The sequence below is a fragment of the Tissierella carlieri genome, from assembly GCF_018917285.1.
Lineage (GTDB): Bacteria > Bacillota > Clostridia > Tissierellales > Tissierellaceae > Tissierella > Tissierella carlieri.
Genome location: NZ_JAHLOH010000046.1, coordinates 40,019 through 56,715 on the forward strand (window position 1 = coordinate 40,019; position 16,697 = coordinate 56,715).

22 protein-coding genes are annotated in these 16,697 nt (G+C 31.4%); 3 read left to right on the forward strand and 19 right to left on the reverse strand.

Translation table 11 applies throughout. The annotated features are described in order from the left end of the window. Positions 1–4: 4 nt before the first annotated feature. From KQI38_RS16125 to nadE, 5 genes are all read right to left on the reverse strand, one after another. Positions 5–277 (reverse strand): hypothetical protein, encoded by a 273-nt coding sequence (locus tag KQI38_RS16125; protein WP_216561221.1) that lies wholly within the window; start codon positions 275–277, stop codon positions 5–7. Positions 278–721: 444 nt separating this feature from the next. Then, entirely contained in the window at positions 722–1,447 is a 726-nt protein-coding gene (locus KQI38_RS16130; RefSeq protein ID WP_216561223.1) for an MBL fold metallo-hydrolase, read from the reverse strand. Between the two features lie 320 nt (positions 1,448–1,767). Next, positions 1,768–1,902: a hypothetical protein gene (locus tag KQI38_RS22425; protein ID WP_276515596.1), complete on the reverse strand. Its 135-nt coding sequence runs from the start codon at positions 1,900–1,902 to the stop codon at positions 1,768–1,770. 149 nt (positions 1,903–2,051) lie between these two features. Continuing rightward, on the reverse strand, positions 2,052–2,789 hold the full coding sequence (locus KQI38_RS16135) for a YebC/PmpR family DNA-binding transcriptional regulator (RefSeq protein ID WP_216561225.1): 738 nt from the start codon (positions 2,787–2,789) through the stop codon (positions 2,052–2,054). Between the two features lie 146 nt (positions 2,790–2,935). Beyond that, positions 2,936–3,655, reverse strand: a complete 720-nt coding sequence (nadE, locus tag KQI38_RS16140) for an NAD(+) synthase (RefSeq protein ID WP_216561227.1) — start codon at positions 3,653–3,655, stop codon at positions 2,936–2,938. Positions 3,656–3,754: 99 nt separating this feature from the next. Here nadE and KQI38_RS16145 point away from each other — a divergent pair, with 99 nt between their 5' ends. Both KQI38_RS16145 and KQI38_RS16150 read left to right on the forward strand, forming a co-directional pair. Continuing rightward, the gene (locus KQI38_RS16145; RefSeq protein WP_094904265.1) at positions 3,755–4,114 is read left to right on the forward strand and encodes a sulfite exporter TauE/SafE family protein; all 360 of its coding nucleotides are present in this window, start codon (positions 3,755–3,757) and stop codon (positions 4,112–4,114) included. Continuing rightward, positions 4,111–4,461 carry a sulfite exporter TauE/SafE family protein gene (locus KQI38_RS16150; protein ID WP_094904264.1) on the forward strand — a complete coding sequence of 117 codons (351 nt, stop codon included), beginning with the start codon at positions 4,111–4,113 and terminating at the stop codon, positions 4,459–4,461. Before KQI38_RS16145 ends, KQI38_RS16150 begins: the two co-directional genes overlap by 4 nt. A gap of 15 nt (positions 4,462–4,476) precedes the next feature. Here the strand turns inward: KQI38_RS16150 and KQI38_RS16155 are convergent, their stop codons facing one another. The 4 genes from KQI38_RS16155 to hflX form a co-directional block, all read right to left on the reverse strand. Beyond that, entirely contained in the window at positions 4,477–4,878 is a 402-nt protein-coding gene (locus KQI38_RS16155; RefSeq protein ID WP_094904263.1) for a CoA-binding protein, read from the reverse strand. A 53-nt stretch (positions 4,879–4,931) separates the two neighbouring features. After that, complete coding sequence (locus tag KQI38_RS16160) at positions 4,932–5,579, reverse strand: YigZ family protein (protein ID WP_216561229.1); 648 nt, start codon at positions 5,577–5,579, stop codon at positions 4,932–4,934. 48 nt (positions 5,580–5,627) lie between these two features. Next, positions 5,628–6,071 (reverse strand): NUDIX hydrolase, encoded by a 444-nt coding sequence (locus KQI38_RS16165; protein ID WP_094904261.1) that lies wholly within the window; start codon positions 6,069–6,071, stop codon positions 5,628–5,630. 67 nt (positions 6,072–6,138) lie between these two features. Further along, a complete protein-coding gene (gene hflX, locus KQI38_RS16170) occupies positions 6,139–7,401 on the reverse strand; it encodes a GTPase HflX (protein WP_216561323.1) in 1,263 nt (420 codons plus the stop codon). Positions 7,402–7,664: 263 nt separating this feature from the next. Here hflX and KQI38_RS16175 point away from each other — a divergent pair, with 263 nt between their 5' ends. Beyond that, entirely contained in the window at positions 7,665–10,574 is a 2,910-nt protein-coding gene (locus tag KQI38_RS16175) for a penicillin-binding protein 1A (RefSeq protein ID WP_216561231.1), read from the forward strand. A gap of 9 nt (positions 10,575–10,583) precedes the next feature. Here KQI38_RS16175 and spoVAE read toward each other — a convergent pair whose 3' ends face one another. The 10 genes from spoVAE to KQI38_RS16225 all read right to left on the reverse strand — a co-directional run bounded on the left by spoVAE (position 10,584) and on the right by KQI38_RS16225 (position 16,622). Continuing rightward, on the reverse strand, positions 10,584–10,940 hold the full coding sequence (gene spoVAE, locus KQI38_RS16180) for a stage V sporulation protein AE (protein ID WP_094904259.1): 357 nt from the start codon (positions 10,938–10,940) through the stop codon (positions 10,584–10,586). A 10-nt stretch (positions 10,941–10,950) separates the two neighbouring features. Beyond that, the gene (gene spoVAD, locus KQI38_RS16185; protein ID WP_216561233.1) at positions 10,951–11,970 is read right to left on the reverse strand and encodes a stage V sporulation protein AD; all 1,020 of its coding nucleotides are present in this window, start codon (positions 11,968–11,970) and stop codon (positions 10,951–10,953) included. 4 nt (positions 11,971–11,974) lie between these two features. After that, positions 11,975–12,424 carry a stage V sporulation protein AC gene (spoVAC, locus tag KQI38_RS16190; RefSeq protein WP_094904257.1) on the reverse strand — a complete coding sequence of 150 codons (450 nt, stop codon included), beginning with the start codon at positions 12,422–12,424 and terminating at the stop codon, positions 11,975–11,977. Between the two features lie 14 nt (positions 12,425–12,438). Next, positions 12,439–12,852: a stage V sporulation protein AB gene (locus KQI38_RS16195; protein WP_216561235.1), complete on the reverse strand. Its 414-nt coding sequence runs from the start codon at positions 12,850–12,852 to the stop codon at positions 12,439–12,441. Between the two features lie 12 nt (positions 12,853–12,864). After that, positions 12,865–13,488 (reverse strand): stage V sporulation protein AA, encoded by a 624-nt coding sequence (locus tag KQI38_RS16200; RefSeq protein WP_094904255.1) that lies wholly within the window; start codon positions 13,486–13,488, stop codon positions 12,865–12,867. Next, positions 13,481–13,645: a hypothetical protein gene (locus KQI38_RS16205; RefSeq protein WP_158220191.1), complete on the reverse strand. Its 165-nt coding sequence runs from the start codon at positions 13,643–13,645 to the stop codon at positions 13,481–13,483. Before KQI38_RS16205 ends, KQI38_RS16200 begins: the two co-directional genes overlap by 8 nt. Before the next feature lie 458 nt (positions 13,646–14,103). After that, positions 14,104–14,862: an RNA polymerase sporulation sigma factor SigF gene (gene sigF / locus KQI38_RS16210; RefSeq protein WP_094904254.1), complete on the reverse strand. Its 759-nt coding sequence runs from the start codon at positions 14,860–14,862 to the stop codon at positions 14,104–14,106. Positions 14,863–14,867: 5 nt separating this feature from the next. Then, positions 14,868–15,305 (reverse strand): anti-sigma F factor, encoded by a 438-nt coding sequence (gene spoIIAB / locus KQI38_RS16215; RefSeq protein ID WP_094904253.1) that lies wholly within the window; start codon positions 15,303–15,305, stop codon positions 14,868–14,870. Positions 15,306–15,319: 14 nt separating this feature from the next. Beyond that, positions 15,320–15,655, reverse strand: a complete 336-nt coding sequence (spoIIAA, locus tag KQI38_RS16220; protein WP_094904252.1) for an anti-sigma F factor antagonist — start codon at positions 15,653–15,655, stop codon at positions 15,320–15,322. A 121-nt stretch (positions 15,656–15,776) separates the two neighbouring features. Beyond that, positions 15,777–16,622: a bifunctional 5,10-methylenetetrahydrofolate dehydrogenase/5,10-methenyltetrahydrofolate cyclohydrolase gene (locus tag KQI38_RS16225; RefSeq protein ID WP_216561237.1), complete on the reverse strand. Its 846-nt coding sequence runs from the start codon at positions 16,620–16,622 to the stop codon at positions 15,777–15,779. Between the last annotated feature and the right edge of the window lie 75 nt (positions 16,623–16,697).

The window sequence follows — 16,697 nt, forward strand, 5'->3', positions numbered from 1 at the left end:
CATCTTATATTAATCTTAGTATCTGTTGTATAATAACATTAACTATCCCATATTCTACTATTGTTACTATAATACAAATAGCAATAAAAAAGCCTAATTTAAATTCTCCAAATTGATCTTTCCAATATTCTCTCCTAAATAATGATATAATATCTGGCGTAAATGAATACCTTAAAGATTCATTAAAATCATCAAGATCAGTAAAAATAAACTTAAATATAAATTTGTATACAGTAAAAATATTAATTATTATTAAGGCAACTATGATAATTCCCATGATTCCACCTCTCTTTATTATCCCTCTCTAAATTATATTCTGTGTTTCATTAAAGCCCCCTTCTATTTTACAGAAAATTCAAAGAAATTCTCTTCATTGCATTTATTTTCCTCTAGTATTTTCCATGTATAATATTCCTTATGTAATATTGTTAATAGAGATTATAACAGATTTTATCATTAAATAAAATCTATACTCTGCTTTTATTTTTATTCATTATTAACTCTGTTATATTAGGTCTGCTCGTAGATGTTAACTAATATTATCGAATATTTAAAACAATTATGAATAGGTTAAATTGCATAAAAGATCCCTCAAATTTAAATCTGAGGGAAATTAAAACTCAATCAATATCTATTTCTTATTTATCATATCCTTACACTTCACATAGCTTCAGAGAATAAAATATATGCCATTATTAGATAAAATGCTTATAATATAAAGCTATCCCAATTTAGATAATTCTTCTCTTAAATATGCAATTACCTCATCTTTATTCTGTGGTTCATCATGTCCTAAAACATAGGTATCAAAATCAATTTCTTCTAATAAAGCAATCAATTTAACAAGTTTTTTCTTATCATATTTTCCATTATTATTGTAGTAATCCGCACAATCAGCATCTCCAATAAAAACTGTTCTTTCCTCAGGTACATATGCTAAAACAGAATCACTGGAATGGGTTGCTTCAATTTCCCTCAATTCACAATGGACACCACCTAAATCCAGAATAATCTGACCATGGAATTCTATATCTGCCTTAACTACTTTTATTTCATTTCTATCATAATATTCCAATCTAATGCAGCGATCACACGTTTCAATATCATCACCACTTTGCAGACGCCTTGACATATCTTCATCTGCCCATTTCCATTTTTCTACTTCGCCCAGTTTTAAGTTTGTCAAAGAACCAGCTATTGTTTTTCCTGTTACTACATGCATTCCAAAAGTATGATCCCAGTGCCAATGTGTAATTGCAGTGTAGTCTGGTAGCTTTAATCCTGCTTCTTCAATTGCACAATAAAATTTCTTAACATGCTTCTCTGAATTGCCTGCATCTACTACTAAGGAATATTTATCTCCTTTTACATATCCAAGTACGGGTCTGTCAGTTTCCTGTTCAGAAGGTAAATAGTAAATTCTATCTGATATTTTCTTTAATACCATCATTAACTCCACCTTTCCAGCAATAGTTCTTCATTTGATACATTATTATAGCATAAAGGCATAATTATAACCATAAATACTATCTATAGATGGCTATGTTACCTTGAGACGCTTAGAGAGACTCGAAATCCCAGAAACTTGTTTGGAAGTTATGAAAATTAAAGATTAAGATCCTGAACTATAAAAGCATTTTCTAAGGCCTTTATAGCCGATTTGGTATCCATATTTTTGAATATAAAGTATCTATAGAAGCTAGGCAACACAGATTATCTTTAATTATATGAATATAGTTAAATATGTTTTCTAGTCAACTTTTCTAACTATGTAATGCTAAATCCGTCTTTAAGAAACTTAAATAGCCTTAAGTTACTATTTCTATAACCCTTGATGGTTCTAGGAGATAACCCTCTCATTTTACAATCATAAATAAACTCTTTTAATACATCTTCTAACAATATAAAAATACCCTCCTCATATGTTGTTATCCATATAAAAAGGGCATTTGGAATGTCGGTAATTCAATTATGGCTTTTTAAGTCGTATATCACAACCCAAAGGGTTTTCTACTGACTTTTCATAAGTTCAAGCCCTACAACCATTAAGATTACTCTTCCTCTGGCATCTCCCAGTTATGGTATACTTCTTGAACATCGTCGTTATCTTCAAGCATATCTATTAGTTTTTGCATATTCTTGATATCATCTGGATTAGTTAAAGCTACTGTATTTTGTGGTATATAAGTAAGTTCAGCTACAGCAAATTCGTATCCTGCCTCTTTTAGTCCATCTTTTACCGTATTAAAATCTTCTGGACTAGTGATAACTTCAAATCCTTCGTCTTCTGATATAAAATCTTCAGCACCTAAGTCGATTGCAAGCATAGTTAATTCGTCTTCATCTATAGAATCGGTTCTTTCTATCGCTAACATACCTTTTTTATCAAACATAAAAGTAACGCAACCTGATTGCCCCATATTTCCGCCACCTTTGTCAAAGGCATGCCTTACATCTGGTGCTGTTCTATTTCTATTATCTGTTAGGCACTCCGCAAATACTGCTATCCCGCCTGGACCATAGCCTTCATAGATAATTTCTTCAAAATTATCTGCTCCTAACTCTCCTGAACCTTTTTTAATTGCTCTTTCTATATTGTCATTTGGCATATTTTCTGCCTTCGCTTTATCTATGGCCGCTTTTAATGCTGGGTTATAATCTGGATCCGATCCACCTTCTTTTGCTGCCACCATAATATATCTACCTAATTTTGTAAAGATTTTTGCTCTTTTGGCATCTTCTTTACCTTTTTTATTCTTAATGTTATTCCATTTAGAATGTCCTGCCATAAAATTTCACTCCCTTTATAGTATTGCCCTATCTATTCTAGCATAATATTATGCTTATTGCATTATATTTATTAATTTTTTATCATTTACAAGGTATAGGCAGCCAAACTAGCCCTGCTGTAGTGAATATGCAGGTTTACCTTCTGCTACTTTCTAAATATTGGTGGATAAACTCTTTTGTGTTCACTAATAGTATTCATTCTTTTAATTTTCTCTACTATTTCCTTTGGTCCTTCACCAGTTTTAATATAATTGTCTAGTATATTATACGAAAATCCCATTTCACTTTCATCAGTTTGATTAGCCCATAATCCCGCAGTTGGCGGCTTCTCTATTATAATATCAGGTATACCTAAAACTTTAGCTAATTCTCTGATTTCAGATTTTACAAAGGAAGCTAAAGGTAATAAGTCAACTCCACTATCTCCGTGTTTAGTAAAGTATCCTACAGTAAATTCAGATTTGTTACTTGAACCTACTACTAAATAATTATTATTTTGGGCAAAGTAATATAAGGTCGTCATTCTAAGTCTTGGTTTTAAATTAGATATAGCCATCTTATTCTTATTTTCTACTGTCATAGAATTAAGTAATACATCAAAAGAATTAGATAAATCAACCCTTGCAGTCTTTAAGTTTAGTTTTTCAGCTACCAGCACACCATGTTCTTCATCTATAGGATCACTATGACAAGGCATGATAATTCCTAATGAATTATCAGGAAATGCCTTTTTAGCTATTCCAGCTATAACAGCTGAATCTATCCCTCCACTTAATCCAAAAACTAATCCCTCTGCCTTTGCTTCCTTTACCTTTTCTTTCAACCACTCTACTAACTTATCTACAGTTAAATTTATATTTTCCATTTTTTCCCCTCCAAATAATTAGTAAAATTTCATCATATGTATATCTTCTCTATAATTGGTGAGATTAATCATAATGATTATAACATAAAGGAGTAGTTTATGGATAAAAATAAGATGAAATTAATATCTATAGGTTTAGTGACTGGACTAATCAATGGCTTATTTGGTTCTGGAGGTGGAACCATTGTAGTACCTGCATTAGTATTTTTACTTGGAATAGATGATTATAAGGCACATGCCACAGCAATATCTATAATTCTACCATTATCAATTATATCCACTATAATATATTTTGCAAATAGCTCTATTCCATTTAAAGTAGTTATCCCTGTAACAATTGGTGGCATGGTAGGATCTTATATTGGTGCAAAAACTTTAAATAAAATTCCTATCAATATATTAAGAAAAATATTCGGCAGTGTAATTATTTATACTGCTATAAGGATGATTTGGAAATGATTCTAACTTTAATTGGCTTTTTATCAGGTATAATTAGTGGAATGGGTATAGGTGGAGGCACAATCCTTATACCTTCTTTGGTTATATTCAACAACATGAGGCAGCAATATGCTCAAGGAGTTAATTTAATAGTATTTCTTCCTGTAGCTATTATCGCCTTAATCACTCACTATAAAAAAGGAAATATCGATTTCTCATTCGCTAAATTGATTATCCTAGGAGGTATAGCCGGAGCTATTATAGGCTCAATTTTGGCTATGAAGATTGAACCGTCAAAATTAAAAAAATTTTTTGGAGTTTTTTTACTAATAGTAGGTACTTATGAGTTAATTAAAAAGAAAGAATAGGTCAAAATTCTAGACCTATTCTTCTCTTCTTAAAGTAGCATAAACACAGTCATCATACAATATTTTCAGTTCTAACTCTCTTGCTTTATTTAAAACTTCGTCGTTATATGTGCCTGGCTGAAACCATATATATTCAATTCCTGCAGCCTTTGCTTCATCTAATGTTTGTATAGCTATCTTTGGTGGTACAACCATGTCAAGAACATCAATTTTCTTTGGCAGCTCCTTAACTGAATGATAGATTGTATCTCCTTCAATCTCTTCATAATTTGGATTTACTCCATAGGTTTCATATTTATGTTCCTTTAATTTTTTCCATATTTTATAGCCATATTTATCCTTATTTGCCGTTACACCTGCTACTACCCATACTTTTTTACTAAGCATTTCTTCTTTTATTTGAGACATATTATTCATTTTATCACCATCCCATATAAGATTATACCCTGATTACTCTTTATTAACCTAATTTAAATAAATCTTTTTCCGTCTTTTATAGGTATATATTCTTCATCTAGAGTTTCTAATATGATATTTCCATTTGCTATATCTGTCATTGTCTTCTGAAAACTTCCAATCTTCGCATCTTCTATGTAAACAAAAATATTAACTGCATCATCAAATACTGACTCATCTACTATATATCCTTCATTCATAAGATAATTTTCTATTCTTCCATATAAAGTATAGTCAATTCTAATTTTTATTCTACTATGAAGAACCATGTCTACTATCATCCCTGCGTCTAGACCTATCTTTGCACCTTTTGTATAAGCTCGAATAAGTCCACCTGTACCTAATTTAATTCCGCCAAAATACCTAGTTACAACAACTACTACATTTCTTAAATTCTCCTTCTTTATAACTTCTAAGACAGGTATTCCTGCAGTACCAGAAGGTTCCCCATCATCACTAAACCTCTGGGTATTGCTGTCTTTACCAAGAACATAAGCGTATACATTATGAGTAGCATCTCTATGTTTTGTTTTTATCTTTTCTATAAATCCTAGGGCTTCTTCTTCAGTTTCTATGGGCATAGCATAACCAATAAATCTAGATTTGTTGATGATTGTTTCTTCTTCTCCATAAGTATATATAGTTCTATAAATCTTATCCATAAAATCTTCCTCTCACTAAAAAAATAAGGAGATATAATCTCCTATTCTTTAAGCATAGTTTAGTTTTTGTTCGTAATCCTTGAATTCTAAATATCTTTTATAGGCTAAACTAACTAAAGATTTATCTTGACTATAAGTGATCATATCAATAGCCTTTTCTATCGGATAGAATCCTCCCTCTTTAAAACCTTCCTCTAAATTTATGGAGTGCTCTTCATTCTTTGACTCCATTATATACCATATAATTTTATTACAAACTGCTTGATGTCTTGTAAATGAATAAAACTCATAAGCAGTTTCTCCAGCAGAGGAAACAATCTTAGGCTTATTTACACCTGTCTCATATTCAACTCTATTTATAGCTGTTTCTGGAGGTAATTGCTCACCTCTAATTTTTCCTTTTGGCAATACCCATTCATCCTTGTCATTTTTTAATATAAACACTTTGCTGTCTTTAAATACAACTCCACCAGCACAGTTCCTTATTATCATTAGTACCAACTCCCTTTCTTATTTTATATATAATATTAATTTTCTTATAATATTTCAATATAATTTCTTAATTAATTATATATTCCTTATATTTTTCTAAATCAATTTGATTAATAGTTAATTTTAATACTGTACCATCTTCTACATACTCTAAATTATCCACTTGATAACTATCGCAAAAATAATTTACTATGCCTTGTTTACTATAAGGTATTTTTAGGGTGACTAATCTATATTGCTGAGGTAATAGGTTTTCAATGTTTCTTAGAAGTGTATCTATATTTTCCCCATTTTTAGCTGAAATAAATAATTTATTATCCACATATTTATTATCATAAAATAAATTATGAATATCTACTTTATCCATCTTATTAAAGACTGTAATTATAGGTTTATCTAGTACTTCTAATTCCCTTAATATATTATAAGTAGTTTGAATCTGTATATCTAAATCTTTATTTGAAGCATCTACAATATGAAGCAATAAATCTGCATACTTCACTTCTTCTAGAGTTCCTTTAAATGCTTCAATTAGCCTAGTCGGGAGTTTGGATACAAATCCTACAGTATCTGTTAACAAGAATACTTGCCCATTAGGAAGTTTTCCCCGCCTCAAAGATGTATCTAAAGTTGCAAACAGCATATCTTTTACAAAAACCTCTTTTGATTCTTCATATTCATCATTAAATTGAATTAATTTATTCAATAAAGTTGATTTTCCAGCATTAGTATAACCTACTAATGCAACAATTGGAAGATTTGAGCCTTCTCTCTTCTTTCTTTTTACTTCTCTATTTTGCTCTACTTCCTTCAACTGTTTTTCTATATTATCTACTTCTCTCAATATATGTCTTCTATCAGTTTCTAATTTCTGTTCTCCTGGCCCTCTTGTACCAATACCTCCTCCCTCTCTAGATAGGTAATCTCTGAATCCTATTAATCTAGGAAGTCGATATTTAAGTTGAGCTAATTTTACTTGCAATTTACCCTCTTTTGAATTTGCTCTATTAGCAAAGATGTCTAAAATCAGATTGGTTCTATCAACGATTTTCCTATCAATAATTTTTTCTAGATTCCTTAATTGTGCACCTGATAATTCATCATTGAAAACTACAGTTGTAATATCAAGTTCTTCACAATAGTTTTTGATCTCCTCTGCTTTTCCTGTCCCTATAAAGTAGGCTGCATTTATACTTTCTTTCTTTTGTATTACCCTAGAAACTACTACTCCTCCAGCAGCTTTTACTAATTCTTCCAATTCATCTAAAGAGTTTTCAATATCAATTGTATCAGTATCAAGTTCTACTCCAATTATAAGAACTCTCTCCATATTTGCTATTTCTTGGCTCAATTTATCAACTCCCGAAAAATCATTATAATTATATTCTTATTTTTATTATATCACTATTTTAATATTTTATCTAACAATATGTGTATGAATCCAGCTATAGAGGACACAATTCATATAATATAATTTTAAATTATTTCGTAACCATATTGTAATCATGATTTAAACCATCTAATATTAACATTATAATATTTCTGTGGTATAATTAACTAGTTAAGCCTTTTCTCAATTAAGGAGGTAATTTTATGGATAATAACAATAATAATGATAATAAGAAAAAGAAAAAAAAGAAAGGATCTACTAAAAGAACTGTTTTTAAGTCTTTAAAGATATTTTTAGTTGTATTTTTAATGTTATCAGTTATAGCAGGCGGAATAGTAATTGGTATAGTTCTATCTATTTTGAAAGATGTTCCAACAATAGATCCTTCAAAGATTAATGCATCTTTAGATCTAACATCAACTATATATGATGCAAATGGAGAGCTTGTCGAAAAAATTCAGGCACCTGAATTTAGAACTATGGTGAAGCTAAATCAAATGCCACAACATCTTAAAGATGCATTTATTGCAATAGAAGATGAAAGATTTAAAGATCATATAGGTGTAGACCCTAAAGGTATTATATCTTCTGCCATAGATAATTTAAAAGCTGGTGCTGCTATCAGAGGCGCAAGTACAATTACACAGCAATTGGCAAGGAATGTTTATCTAACACTAGAGAAAAGTTGGGATAGAAAAATTAAAGAGGCTTATCTAGCTCTTCAAATTGACAAGGCTCTAACAAAGGATCAAATACTTGAGGCCTATTTAAATAGGAATAATTTGGGACAAGGCGCTTATGGAGTTCAGGAAGCTGCACAAACTTACTTTTCAAAGAATGTTGAAGACCTTACTATTGCAGAATCTGCATTATTTGCAGGCATAGTAAAATCTCCGACTAAATATGCACCTTATCGTACTGTAAGTCCTGAGAATTTCGATAGTACAAAGCATTATGAAGTTGGGAGATTAGAAATACTAGGAGAAAAGTATATAGCAATATATAACGAAGAGGCTGTAAAAAGACAAAAAATTGTACTAAAGAAAATGTTAGATTTAAATAAAATCACAGAATCAGAATATCAAGAAGCATTAAATGAAAATATCAAGGAAAACCTAAAACCCGGTCAAAAGAAGATTGAAGGAATTTCTTCCTATTTTACAGATTATGTTAAAACTCAGGCAGTTGATGCCTTAGTAAAGAGGTTAGGATATACAAAAGAACAAGCTCAAGATGAATTGTTTACAGGCGGACTAAAAATCTATTCAACTATGGATGTAAAACTTCAAAGAGAACTTGAAGATGTATATAATAATTTTACTGAGATATTAGTCGGCAATCCTGAAAAGAAAAAAGGTCCTATATTAGTGGATTGGAGATTAAATAAGGCTAAAGATGTTATTGATGAAAAAGGTAATATCATCTACTATAGTCAAGCCAACTTATTTAATGAAAATTTTGAATTAGTATTGGAAAAGGGTACTTATGAGTTTAGAGATAATAACCTATTTATTAAAAACAAGAAACTTACTCCATATCCAAAACATATAGATGTTGCAGACTATTATACTATCGATGATAGAAAAAATTTAGTAAGTCATAGTGTTGGTTCTATCACAATACCAGCAGAGAATTATAATGTTTCTGACAGTAAAGAAATTAAAATAGGCAGTGCATATTTAAATAATAACAAAGACTTTTATAGAGTTGATGAAAATGGAAACTTATTAATCAGTGAAAAATATTTCTTTAGATCTAAGGATGGTATTGTACAACCTCAATCAGCTACTGTTGTTATGGACTATTGGACAGGACAAATCAAAGCTTTAGTTGGAGGTAGAGATATTGAGGGTGCTAGAATCTTAAACAGAGCTACTGCATCTCAGAGACAGCCTGGTTCTGCTATTAAACCAATAGCTGTTTATTTACCAGCATTAGATAACGGCTATACAGCTGCAACTCCAATAGATGATATTCCTTTCTATTATAAGGGACAATTATGGCCTAAAAACTGGTATAAAGGATATAAAGGTATCCATACTTTAAGACGTTCAGTTGAGCAATCGGTTAACGTAAACTCTGTAAAGACTGTAGAATCAATAGGTATACAAACTTCTATGGCTTATTTAGAAAAACTAGGTATTATTAGTAAAACTGATCCTGAAAATGATAGTTTCGTTACGGCTAAAGAAAATAGAGTTAGAAATGATGAAACCTTATCTGCACTAGGATTAGGTGGTATGACAAAAGGTATAACTCCTCTAGAATTAACTGCTGCTTATGGAGCTATAGCCAATGGCGGTGTATATATAGAACCTATAGCTTTTACTAAAATAGAAGATAAAAATGGCAATATACTAATTGATAATACGCCAAAAGAAACTATGGTAGTATCCCCTCAAGTAGCATATATAATGTCAGATATTTTGAGAACTACTGTATCAGATGGCCTTGCAGGAAGAGCTAAGATTTCTAAGATGGCAGTAGCAGGTAAGACCGGTACAACAACAGATCAGGCGGATATTTGGTTTGCTGGATTTACTCCATATTATGTTTCTGCTACATGGATAGGAAATGATTCACCTAAAATTACCCTAACGAATAATAGTGGTACAGCTGCCCAATTATGGCAACATATAATGACTAGAATGCATGAAGGTCTAGAAAGTAAAACATCTTTTGAGAAACCTAGTGGTATAGTATCTGCAAGGATATGTACCAAATCTGGTAAACTAGCCACAGAACTTTGCACCCACGATCCTGGGGGCAGTGCTGTTAGATCTGAGATATTTGTAAAGGGTACTGAACCTAAGGATTACTGCGATGTTCATGTTGAGGTCACTATAGATAAAACTAATGGAAAAATTGCTAATGAATATTGTCCTGAAGAAAACAAAGTTAATAAAGTATTTGTAGAGCGTACTCCGCCATATTTCCCATCAGAACATAATGGTATAGTACCTTCAGACTTCCAGTATACTGCACCAACAGAAATTTGTGATGAGCATAACCAAAGCACAGTTATACCACCAGATCCTATTGAAGATGATGATTTTTATTTCCCACCACTTCCATGGGATAATGAAGATAATGATGACGAAAATGAAAACTAAGGCTAAGCCTTAGTTTTTCGTTTTTGGATTAAAAATTACCGCCATTATATAGCCAAATAAAATTGCAGCAGCTACTCCACCTGCTGTGGCCTGTAATCCCCCTGTAAATGCCCCTATTATTCCCTTTGTTTTTGCTCCTTCTATTGCTCCTTGAGCTAATGCATTTCCAAATCCAATTATTGGTACAGTAGCTCCTGCTCCTCCAAATTTAACAAGGGGTTCATATAGTCCAATTCCTCCTAATATAACTCCAGCAGTAAGAAATGAAACTAATATATGAGCGGGAGTTAATTTAGTATTATCTAATATAATTTGACCGACTACACATATTAACCCTCCAACTATAAAAGCTTTGACATATTCCATTTAATCACTCCTAACCTTTACTTACATCTATTGTAACTGCATGGGCTATTCCTGGAATAGATTCGCCCTGTTGATTTATAATCGTTGAATGAAGGGCTCCAGTAGCCATAATTAATATTCTCCTGAAATTCCCTTTCATCATTTCCTTGTAAATATATCCATTCAATACCACTGCAGAACATCCACATCCAGATCCCCCTGCATGGGTATCTTGAGCATCACCATCAAATATTTCTACACCACAATCTGTATACATACTAGATAAATCATATCCCTCTTTTTTCATTAAGTCTAATACTATAGATTTTCCAACCTTACCTAAATCTCCAGATATTATAAGATCATAACTAGAGGGAGAATATCCTGTATCCTTAAAATGAGTGATTAATGTATCAACTGCTGCTGGCGCCATGGCTGCACCCATATTTGTTGCATCCTTAATACCCATATCAATTATTTTACCTGTAGTTGCATAAGTTATATAAGGTCCGTTGCCTTGTGATGAAAGTACAGTAGCTCCAGAACCAGTAACAGTCCATTGTGCTCCAAAGTTTCTTTGAGATCCATATTCTAATGGAAATCTAAATTGTCTTTCGGCAGAGCTAAAATGACTAGACGTAGCACACACTACTTTGTCTGCAAACCCTCCATCTATAAGCATCGCTCCTAAAGATAAAGATTCTGTCATAGTAGAACAAGCACCATAGAGACCATAATATGGTATACTTAAAGACCTTGCCGTGTAAGTGGAAGAAATTATTTGATTTAACAAATCTCCTGATAGCAAGTAGTCTATGTCATTATTAGTTAGATTTCCATTTGTTAGCGCTGCTTTTATTGCTTCTTCTTGTATTTTAGCTTCAGATTTTTCAAATGATTCTTGCCCCCACATATCATCTTCTAATATCATATCAAAATACTTCTTAAGAGGTCCTTCACCTTCTTTTGGTCCCACTATTGTATAAGTACTTACTATTGAAGGTGGATTCTGAAATTTGACTGTCTGTGAACCAAATTTTTTTATTGCCATACTTTTATCTCCCCTTAGTAAATAATAAATGTAATACACCTACAATTACGGAACTTCCTACTCCATATACCAGTACAGGACCCGCTATAATAAACATCTTTGATGCTACTCCAAAAATAAAACCTTCTGTCTTAAATTCCATTGCTGGGGATACCATTGCATTAGAAAATCCTGTAATAGGAATAGCTGCTCCCGCTCCACCGATTTGCCCTATTTTATCATATACTCCAAGCCCAGTAAGAAAGGCACCAATAAATACTAGGATAATGGATGTAGCCGAAGCAACAGCTTTCTCATCAAGCCCTTTTTTCATTAACCAGCTTCTTATAAGCTGTCCTATAGTACATATTGCTCCTCCTACTAAAAAGGCTAATATAATATTTTTCATATAAGTAGGCTTTGGAACCTTTTTTTCTGAATATTTTTGATAATCTTTTTTATTCATATTCTCCATTTATTTCATCTCCTCTACTTATTAAATAACCAAAAATATAATGAACCTGCTACCTTTCCACCCATCAAAGCCCATATAACATATCTTAAATTATCCTTTATTTTTAATTTTTTTGATAATACTGGGATTACATTCAATACCTCAGCTAAAGCAGAAGATAGTAATCCGATAAAGATTCCATATAACAAGCTAATGAGTATAACAATGATTTTATATAAACTCATATGAAAATTTGAAAAATATATTATAACAAATAGTACAAATGATAAAGTTATGGTAAATTGATAAACTTTAACCTGTTTACTTGTTTTAGTGATTTGAACTAATCTTGGAACTATTTGAAGTATAGTAATAAAAGCTGCTGCTGCACTACCAACTGTCAATCCTCCTCCAAAAGCGATTATTATAAGTAATAGTTTTACTACCATATTGCACCTCTTTTATGGTTCTTCTTTCTTTTTAGTTTCATTCAGTATATGTTTTTCCATGTCCTCATCATATAAGAATAACTCTATCTCCATAGGCCCCGGCTCCTTTTTTCTTCTTTCACTAAAACTGAAAACCCTCGTAAAGAACAATAATACTCCTACCCCTATTCCAATTGAATACGGAATAGTCATAAGTAAAGGAGTGCTCTTTTTTACTCCGGTAAAAGTAAAATATAGTTTTTCCAAGGATTCTTTGGCGTTCACATCAACATGAAAATTTACTATAGCTATACTTGCACCAAAGAATAAAATTAAACATACTAAAGTTACTTTAATAAATTCAAAAAATGGTCGTTCCTTTTGTTGAGATTTATATTCTATTAATATCTCAACCTCACCCAGTAAGCTTAAGTCAATACTAGGAAACTCCTTTAATACCTTTTCCGCTATATCTGTTGCAGTTAAGTAATCCCAATCCTCTTTCCCCTTCTTTGTATGAACTATGATATTTTCAGTAGCTTTCTTTATATATGGATTTGAACAATATACTTCTCCTAAATCCTTAATCAATATATCTTTCTCAGGCTCAATGGCAGCTTTTTTATTTATAATTATATATACTTGCTCTTTATCCATATATCTTACTCCACTCTAAATTATTATCTACAAATTGCGCTTTTTTTGGTACTTCTTTATTAGTTATTTCTTCTTTATACCATAAGAGCCCTCCTGCAAGAATTAGAAAAATCATTAGAGCAATAATTATCTTTTTATAATTTAATTTACATGCCATCTAATCACCCCATTCTAAGATTATTATCTGCTGTATTTCTTTTTTCATACAAAAAATTATCTAATAGGTAAATTTTACAATTAATATCTCTCAATCCGAAAGATTCAAAATTATGCGAATGAATTATTGATTTAATTATGCAAAGTAATAAATATAATGAAGTTTATTTTTCATAAATTTGTGATAATCTATAAATTATAGTAATATTGTGCTATAAATGTATATATAAAGCAGTTATACTTATTAAAAGCACTATCTTTTATTTGCAATACAAATAAATTAATAAATGCAGCAAGTCAGAAAATAAAAAAAACCAGAAAATTAATCCTAGCTTATTTGAGTTACTATCTTTTATAATATTTACACTTTATTTGTTTATACTCCTTATTTATTTCTCTACTTAAATATATATTCCTTTTCTAATATAGCTTTTATTATATAAAGCAAAAAGGCATATATCATGCCTTTGCTAAACTCTTTCTCATCTCTTCTATTATCTTTTTCTCTATTCTTGAAACTTGAACCTGAGATATACCTAATTGATTTGCTACTTCAGTTTGAGTTTTGTCCTTAAAATATCTTAAAATAATAACTTGCCTGTCCCTAGGCTTTAAACTTGCTAACATATCTTTTAATACTATGTTATCAACTAAATCTCTATCATCCTCTGATTCATTGCTGATTTTATCTATTAGATATAGTGGAGATCCATCATTCTGATGTACAACATCATAAAGATACTCTGGATGATATGAAGCCTCTAGTGCCATTACTATATCTTCTTTATCCATTTGTATTTCATCGGATATCTCTTGAATAGTAGGTTCTCTTCCAAGTTCCATAAATAGCTTTTCTTCTGCTCCCTTGGCTTTTGCAGCTGTTTGTTTTAGCGACCTACTTACCTTCACTAAACCATCATCTCTTAAAAATCTCTTAATTTCCCCTATTATCATAGGTACTGCATAAGTTGAAAATCTAACATCAAAGGTCGTATCAAATTTATCAATGGCTTTCAATAAACCTATACTACCTATTTGAAATAAATCATCTACTTCATATCCTCTATTCATAAATCCCCTTAACACTGATCTAATAAGCCCTAGATTAGAGGATACTAATATATCCTTGGCTTCCATACTACCATTCTGTGCATCTTTAATAAGCTCCATGGTCTCCTCATGGGATAATAAAGCCTTATTTTCGCTGCTTGCATTCATATTATCTACTCCTTATCCAAAAGGCTTTTAAATCTTTTCGTCATACGTACTATTGTACCTTTCCCTTTAATACTTTCTATCTCAAGACTATCCATGAAAGTTTCCATAACTGTAAAACCCATACCTGACCTTTCTAGATTTGGCTTAGATGTGTAAAATGGCTCGCGAGCTTTGTCTATGTCAACAATTCCCATCCCCTTATCTTCAATAATTATTTCGATTTCATTGCCTTCAATTCTTGACTCAACAATTACTATACCTTCTCCATATTCATAACCATGTATGATAGCATTTGTGACGGCTTCTGATACAGCAGTTTTAATATCTGATAGTTCTTCTAATGTAGGATCCAGCTGAGATGCAAATGCCGCCACTACAACTCTTGCAAAGGATTCGTTGTTTGATTTACTCAAGAACTCTAATTTCATATAATTCTTTTCCACTATTTTCATCTCCTTTATAAGTTTTCAGCTGCTTCTTCAATTGTTGGATATACATTAATTATCTTGAGCAATCCAGACATTCTAAGCATCTTGTCCACATATGCATTATCACTTACTATAGCTACCATACCGCTTTTATCAATACAATTTCTATACCTTCCCATAATAAGCCCAATGCCTGAGCTGTCCATAAAAGTCAGCCCCCTTAAATCTAATATTATGTTTTTAATTCTCTGATCAAAATATTGTTGATCTATCTTTTCCCTTACATTTTCGGTAGTATGATGATCTAACTCGCCTTTAAATTGTACCAACAGATTGTTTTTATGTTTTTCTACTGATAGATACAAAATATCCCCTCCTGTCTATTTTCATATCTATATATTCTATATATGTACCCAATTCTCCTTCAAAGAATATTGACTATTTTTGTTGTTAAATGAAAAAAAGAGTCTAAAAAGACTCTTTTCATTACATTTTTTTGCAAGCTTCTACTACATGGGATAGAAGAAGTGATGTAGTTACTGCACCAACGCCACCAGGAACAGGTGTAATCATAGAAACCATTTCAGACACCTTTGGATAATCAATATCCCCACTTAATTTTCCTTCATTATCTAAGCTAACTCCTACGTCTATGCACACTGAGTTCTCATTAAAATATTTTTCATCAAAGAATTTTGCTTTACCCAGTGCTGTAACTACTACATCAGCTTTACTAGTTATTTCATGTAAATTTTTAGTTCTAGAATGGCAAATAGTAACAGTAGCATTTTTCTCAAGCAGCATCATTGCTAAAGGTTTACCAAGTACCATAGATCTATTAACAACAACCACATTTTTACCTTCTAGAGTTACATTGTTATATAGGAGTATTTCCATAGCTGCCTTTGGAGTACAAGGTGTAAATCCAGTCATATTTCCTTCAAATATCTTAGCCAAATTTAATGGATGCATACAATCTACGTCTTTCAAAGGAGATAAAGCTTCTCTTATTTTAGCTTCATCAATATGTTTTGGTAAAGGTCTAAATACAAGTACTCCTGATATGGAATTGTCCTGATTTAATTCTTCCATCAATGCTATTAACTCTTCAGTAGTCATATCTACATTTCTTTCAAAAACTTTAGAGCTTATTCCGATTGCATCACAATTTTTAATTATACTTTTTTCATAAGAAACATCATCAGGGTTATTTCCCAATCTAACAATACCTAAAGTAGGTATTTTTCCTATTTTAGCAAGTTCTTCAATGTCCTTTTTCATCTTTTCCTTAATTTGAGCTGCAACAACATTTCCTTTTAAAATTTCCGCCATCTAACAACACCTCTTTCATCTATTGTCTACAATTAAATTGTAGTGACAATTCAAATTATAACATATTCACTTTTT

Bases quoted from the DNA above. Each gene is read 5' to 3' on its own strand.
- spoVAE (WP_094904259.1), bottom strand. From the start codon at position 10,940: ATGGAATATGTCAAAGCTTTTATAGTTGGAGGGTTAATATGTGTAGTC.
- KQI38_RS16125 (WP_216561221.1), bottom strand. From the start codon at position 277: ATGGGAATTATCATAGTTGCCTTAATAATAATTAATATTTTTACTGTA.
- KQI38_RS16195 (WP_216561235.1), bottom strand. From the start codon at position 12,852: ATGGTAGTAAAACTATTACTTATAATAATCGCTTTTGGAGGAGGATTG.
- sigF (WP_094904254.1), bottom strand. From the start codon at position 14,862: ATGAATGCAAGCAGCGAAAATAAGGCTTTATTATCCCATGAGGAGACC.
- KQI38_RS16165 (WP_094904261.1), bottom strand. From the start codon at position 6,071: ATGATAATAAGGAACTGTGCTGGTGGAGTTGTATTTAAAGACAGCAAA.
- KQI38_RS16150 (WP_094904264.1), top strand. From the start codon at position 4,111: ATGATTCTAACTTTAATTGGCTTTTTATCAGGTATAATTAGTGGAATG.
- KQI38_RS16155 (WP_094904263.1), bottom strand. From the start codon at position 4,878: ATGAATAATATGTCTCAAATAAAAGAAGAAATGCTTAGTAAAAAAGTA.
- KQI38_RS16130 (WP_216561223.1), bottom strand. From the start codon at position 1,447: ATGGTATTAAAGAAAATATCAGATAGAATTTACTATTTACCTTCTGAA.
- KQI38_RS16175 (WP_216561231.1), top strand. From the start codon at position 7,665: ATGGATAATAACAATAATAATGATAATAAGAAAAAGAAAAAAAAGAAA.
- KQI38_RS16205 (WP_158220191.1), bottom strand. From the start codon at position 13,645: ATGGCATGTAAATTAAATTATAAAAAGATAATTATTGCTCTAATGATT.
- KQI38_RS16135 (WP_216561225.1), bottom strand. From the start codon at position 2,789: ATGGCAGGACATTCTAAATGGAATAACATTAAGAATAAAAAAGGTAAA.
- KQI38_RS16200 (WP_094904255.1), bottom strand. From the start codon at position 13,488: ATGGATAAAGAGCAAGTATATATAATTATAAATAAAAAAGCTGCCATT.
- spoVAD (WP_216561233.1), bottom strand. From the start codon at position 11,970: ATGGCAATAAAAAAATTTGGTTCACAGACAGTCAAATTTCAGAATCCA.
- spoVAC (WP_094904257.1), bottom strand. From the start codon at position 12,424: ATGGAGAATATGAATAAAAAAGATTATCAAAAATATTCAGAAAAAAAG.
- KQI38_RS16225 (WP_216561237.1), bottom strand. From the start codon at position 16,622: ATGGCGGAAATTTTAAAAGGAAATGTTGTTGCAGCTCAAATTAAGGAA.
- nadE (WP_216561227.1), bottom strand. From the start codon at position 3,655: ATGGAAAATATAAATTTAACTGTAGATAAGTTAGTAGAGTGGTTGAAA.
- KQI38_RS16145 (WP_094904265.1), top strand. From the start codon at position 3,755: ATGGATAAAAATAAGATGAAATTAATATCTATAGGTTTAGTGACTGGA.
- hflX (WP_216561323.1), bottom strand. From the start codon at position 7,401: ATGGAGAGAGTTCTTATAATTGGAGTAGAACTTGATACTGATACAATT.
- KQI38_RS16160 (WP_216561229.1), bottom strand. From the start codon at position 5,579: ATGGATAAGATTTATAGAACTATATATACTTATGGAGAAGAAGAAACA.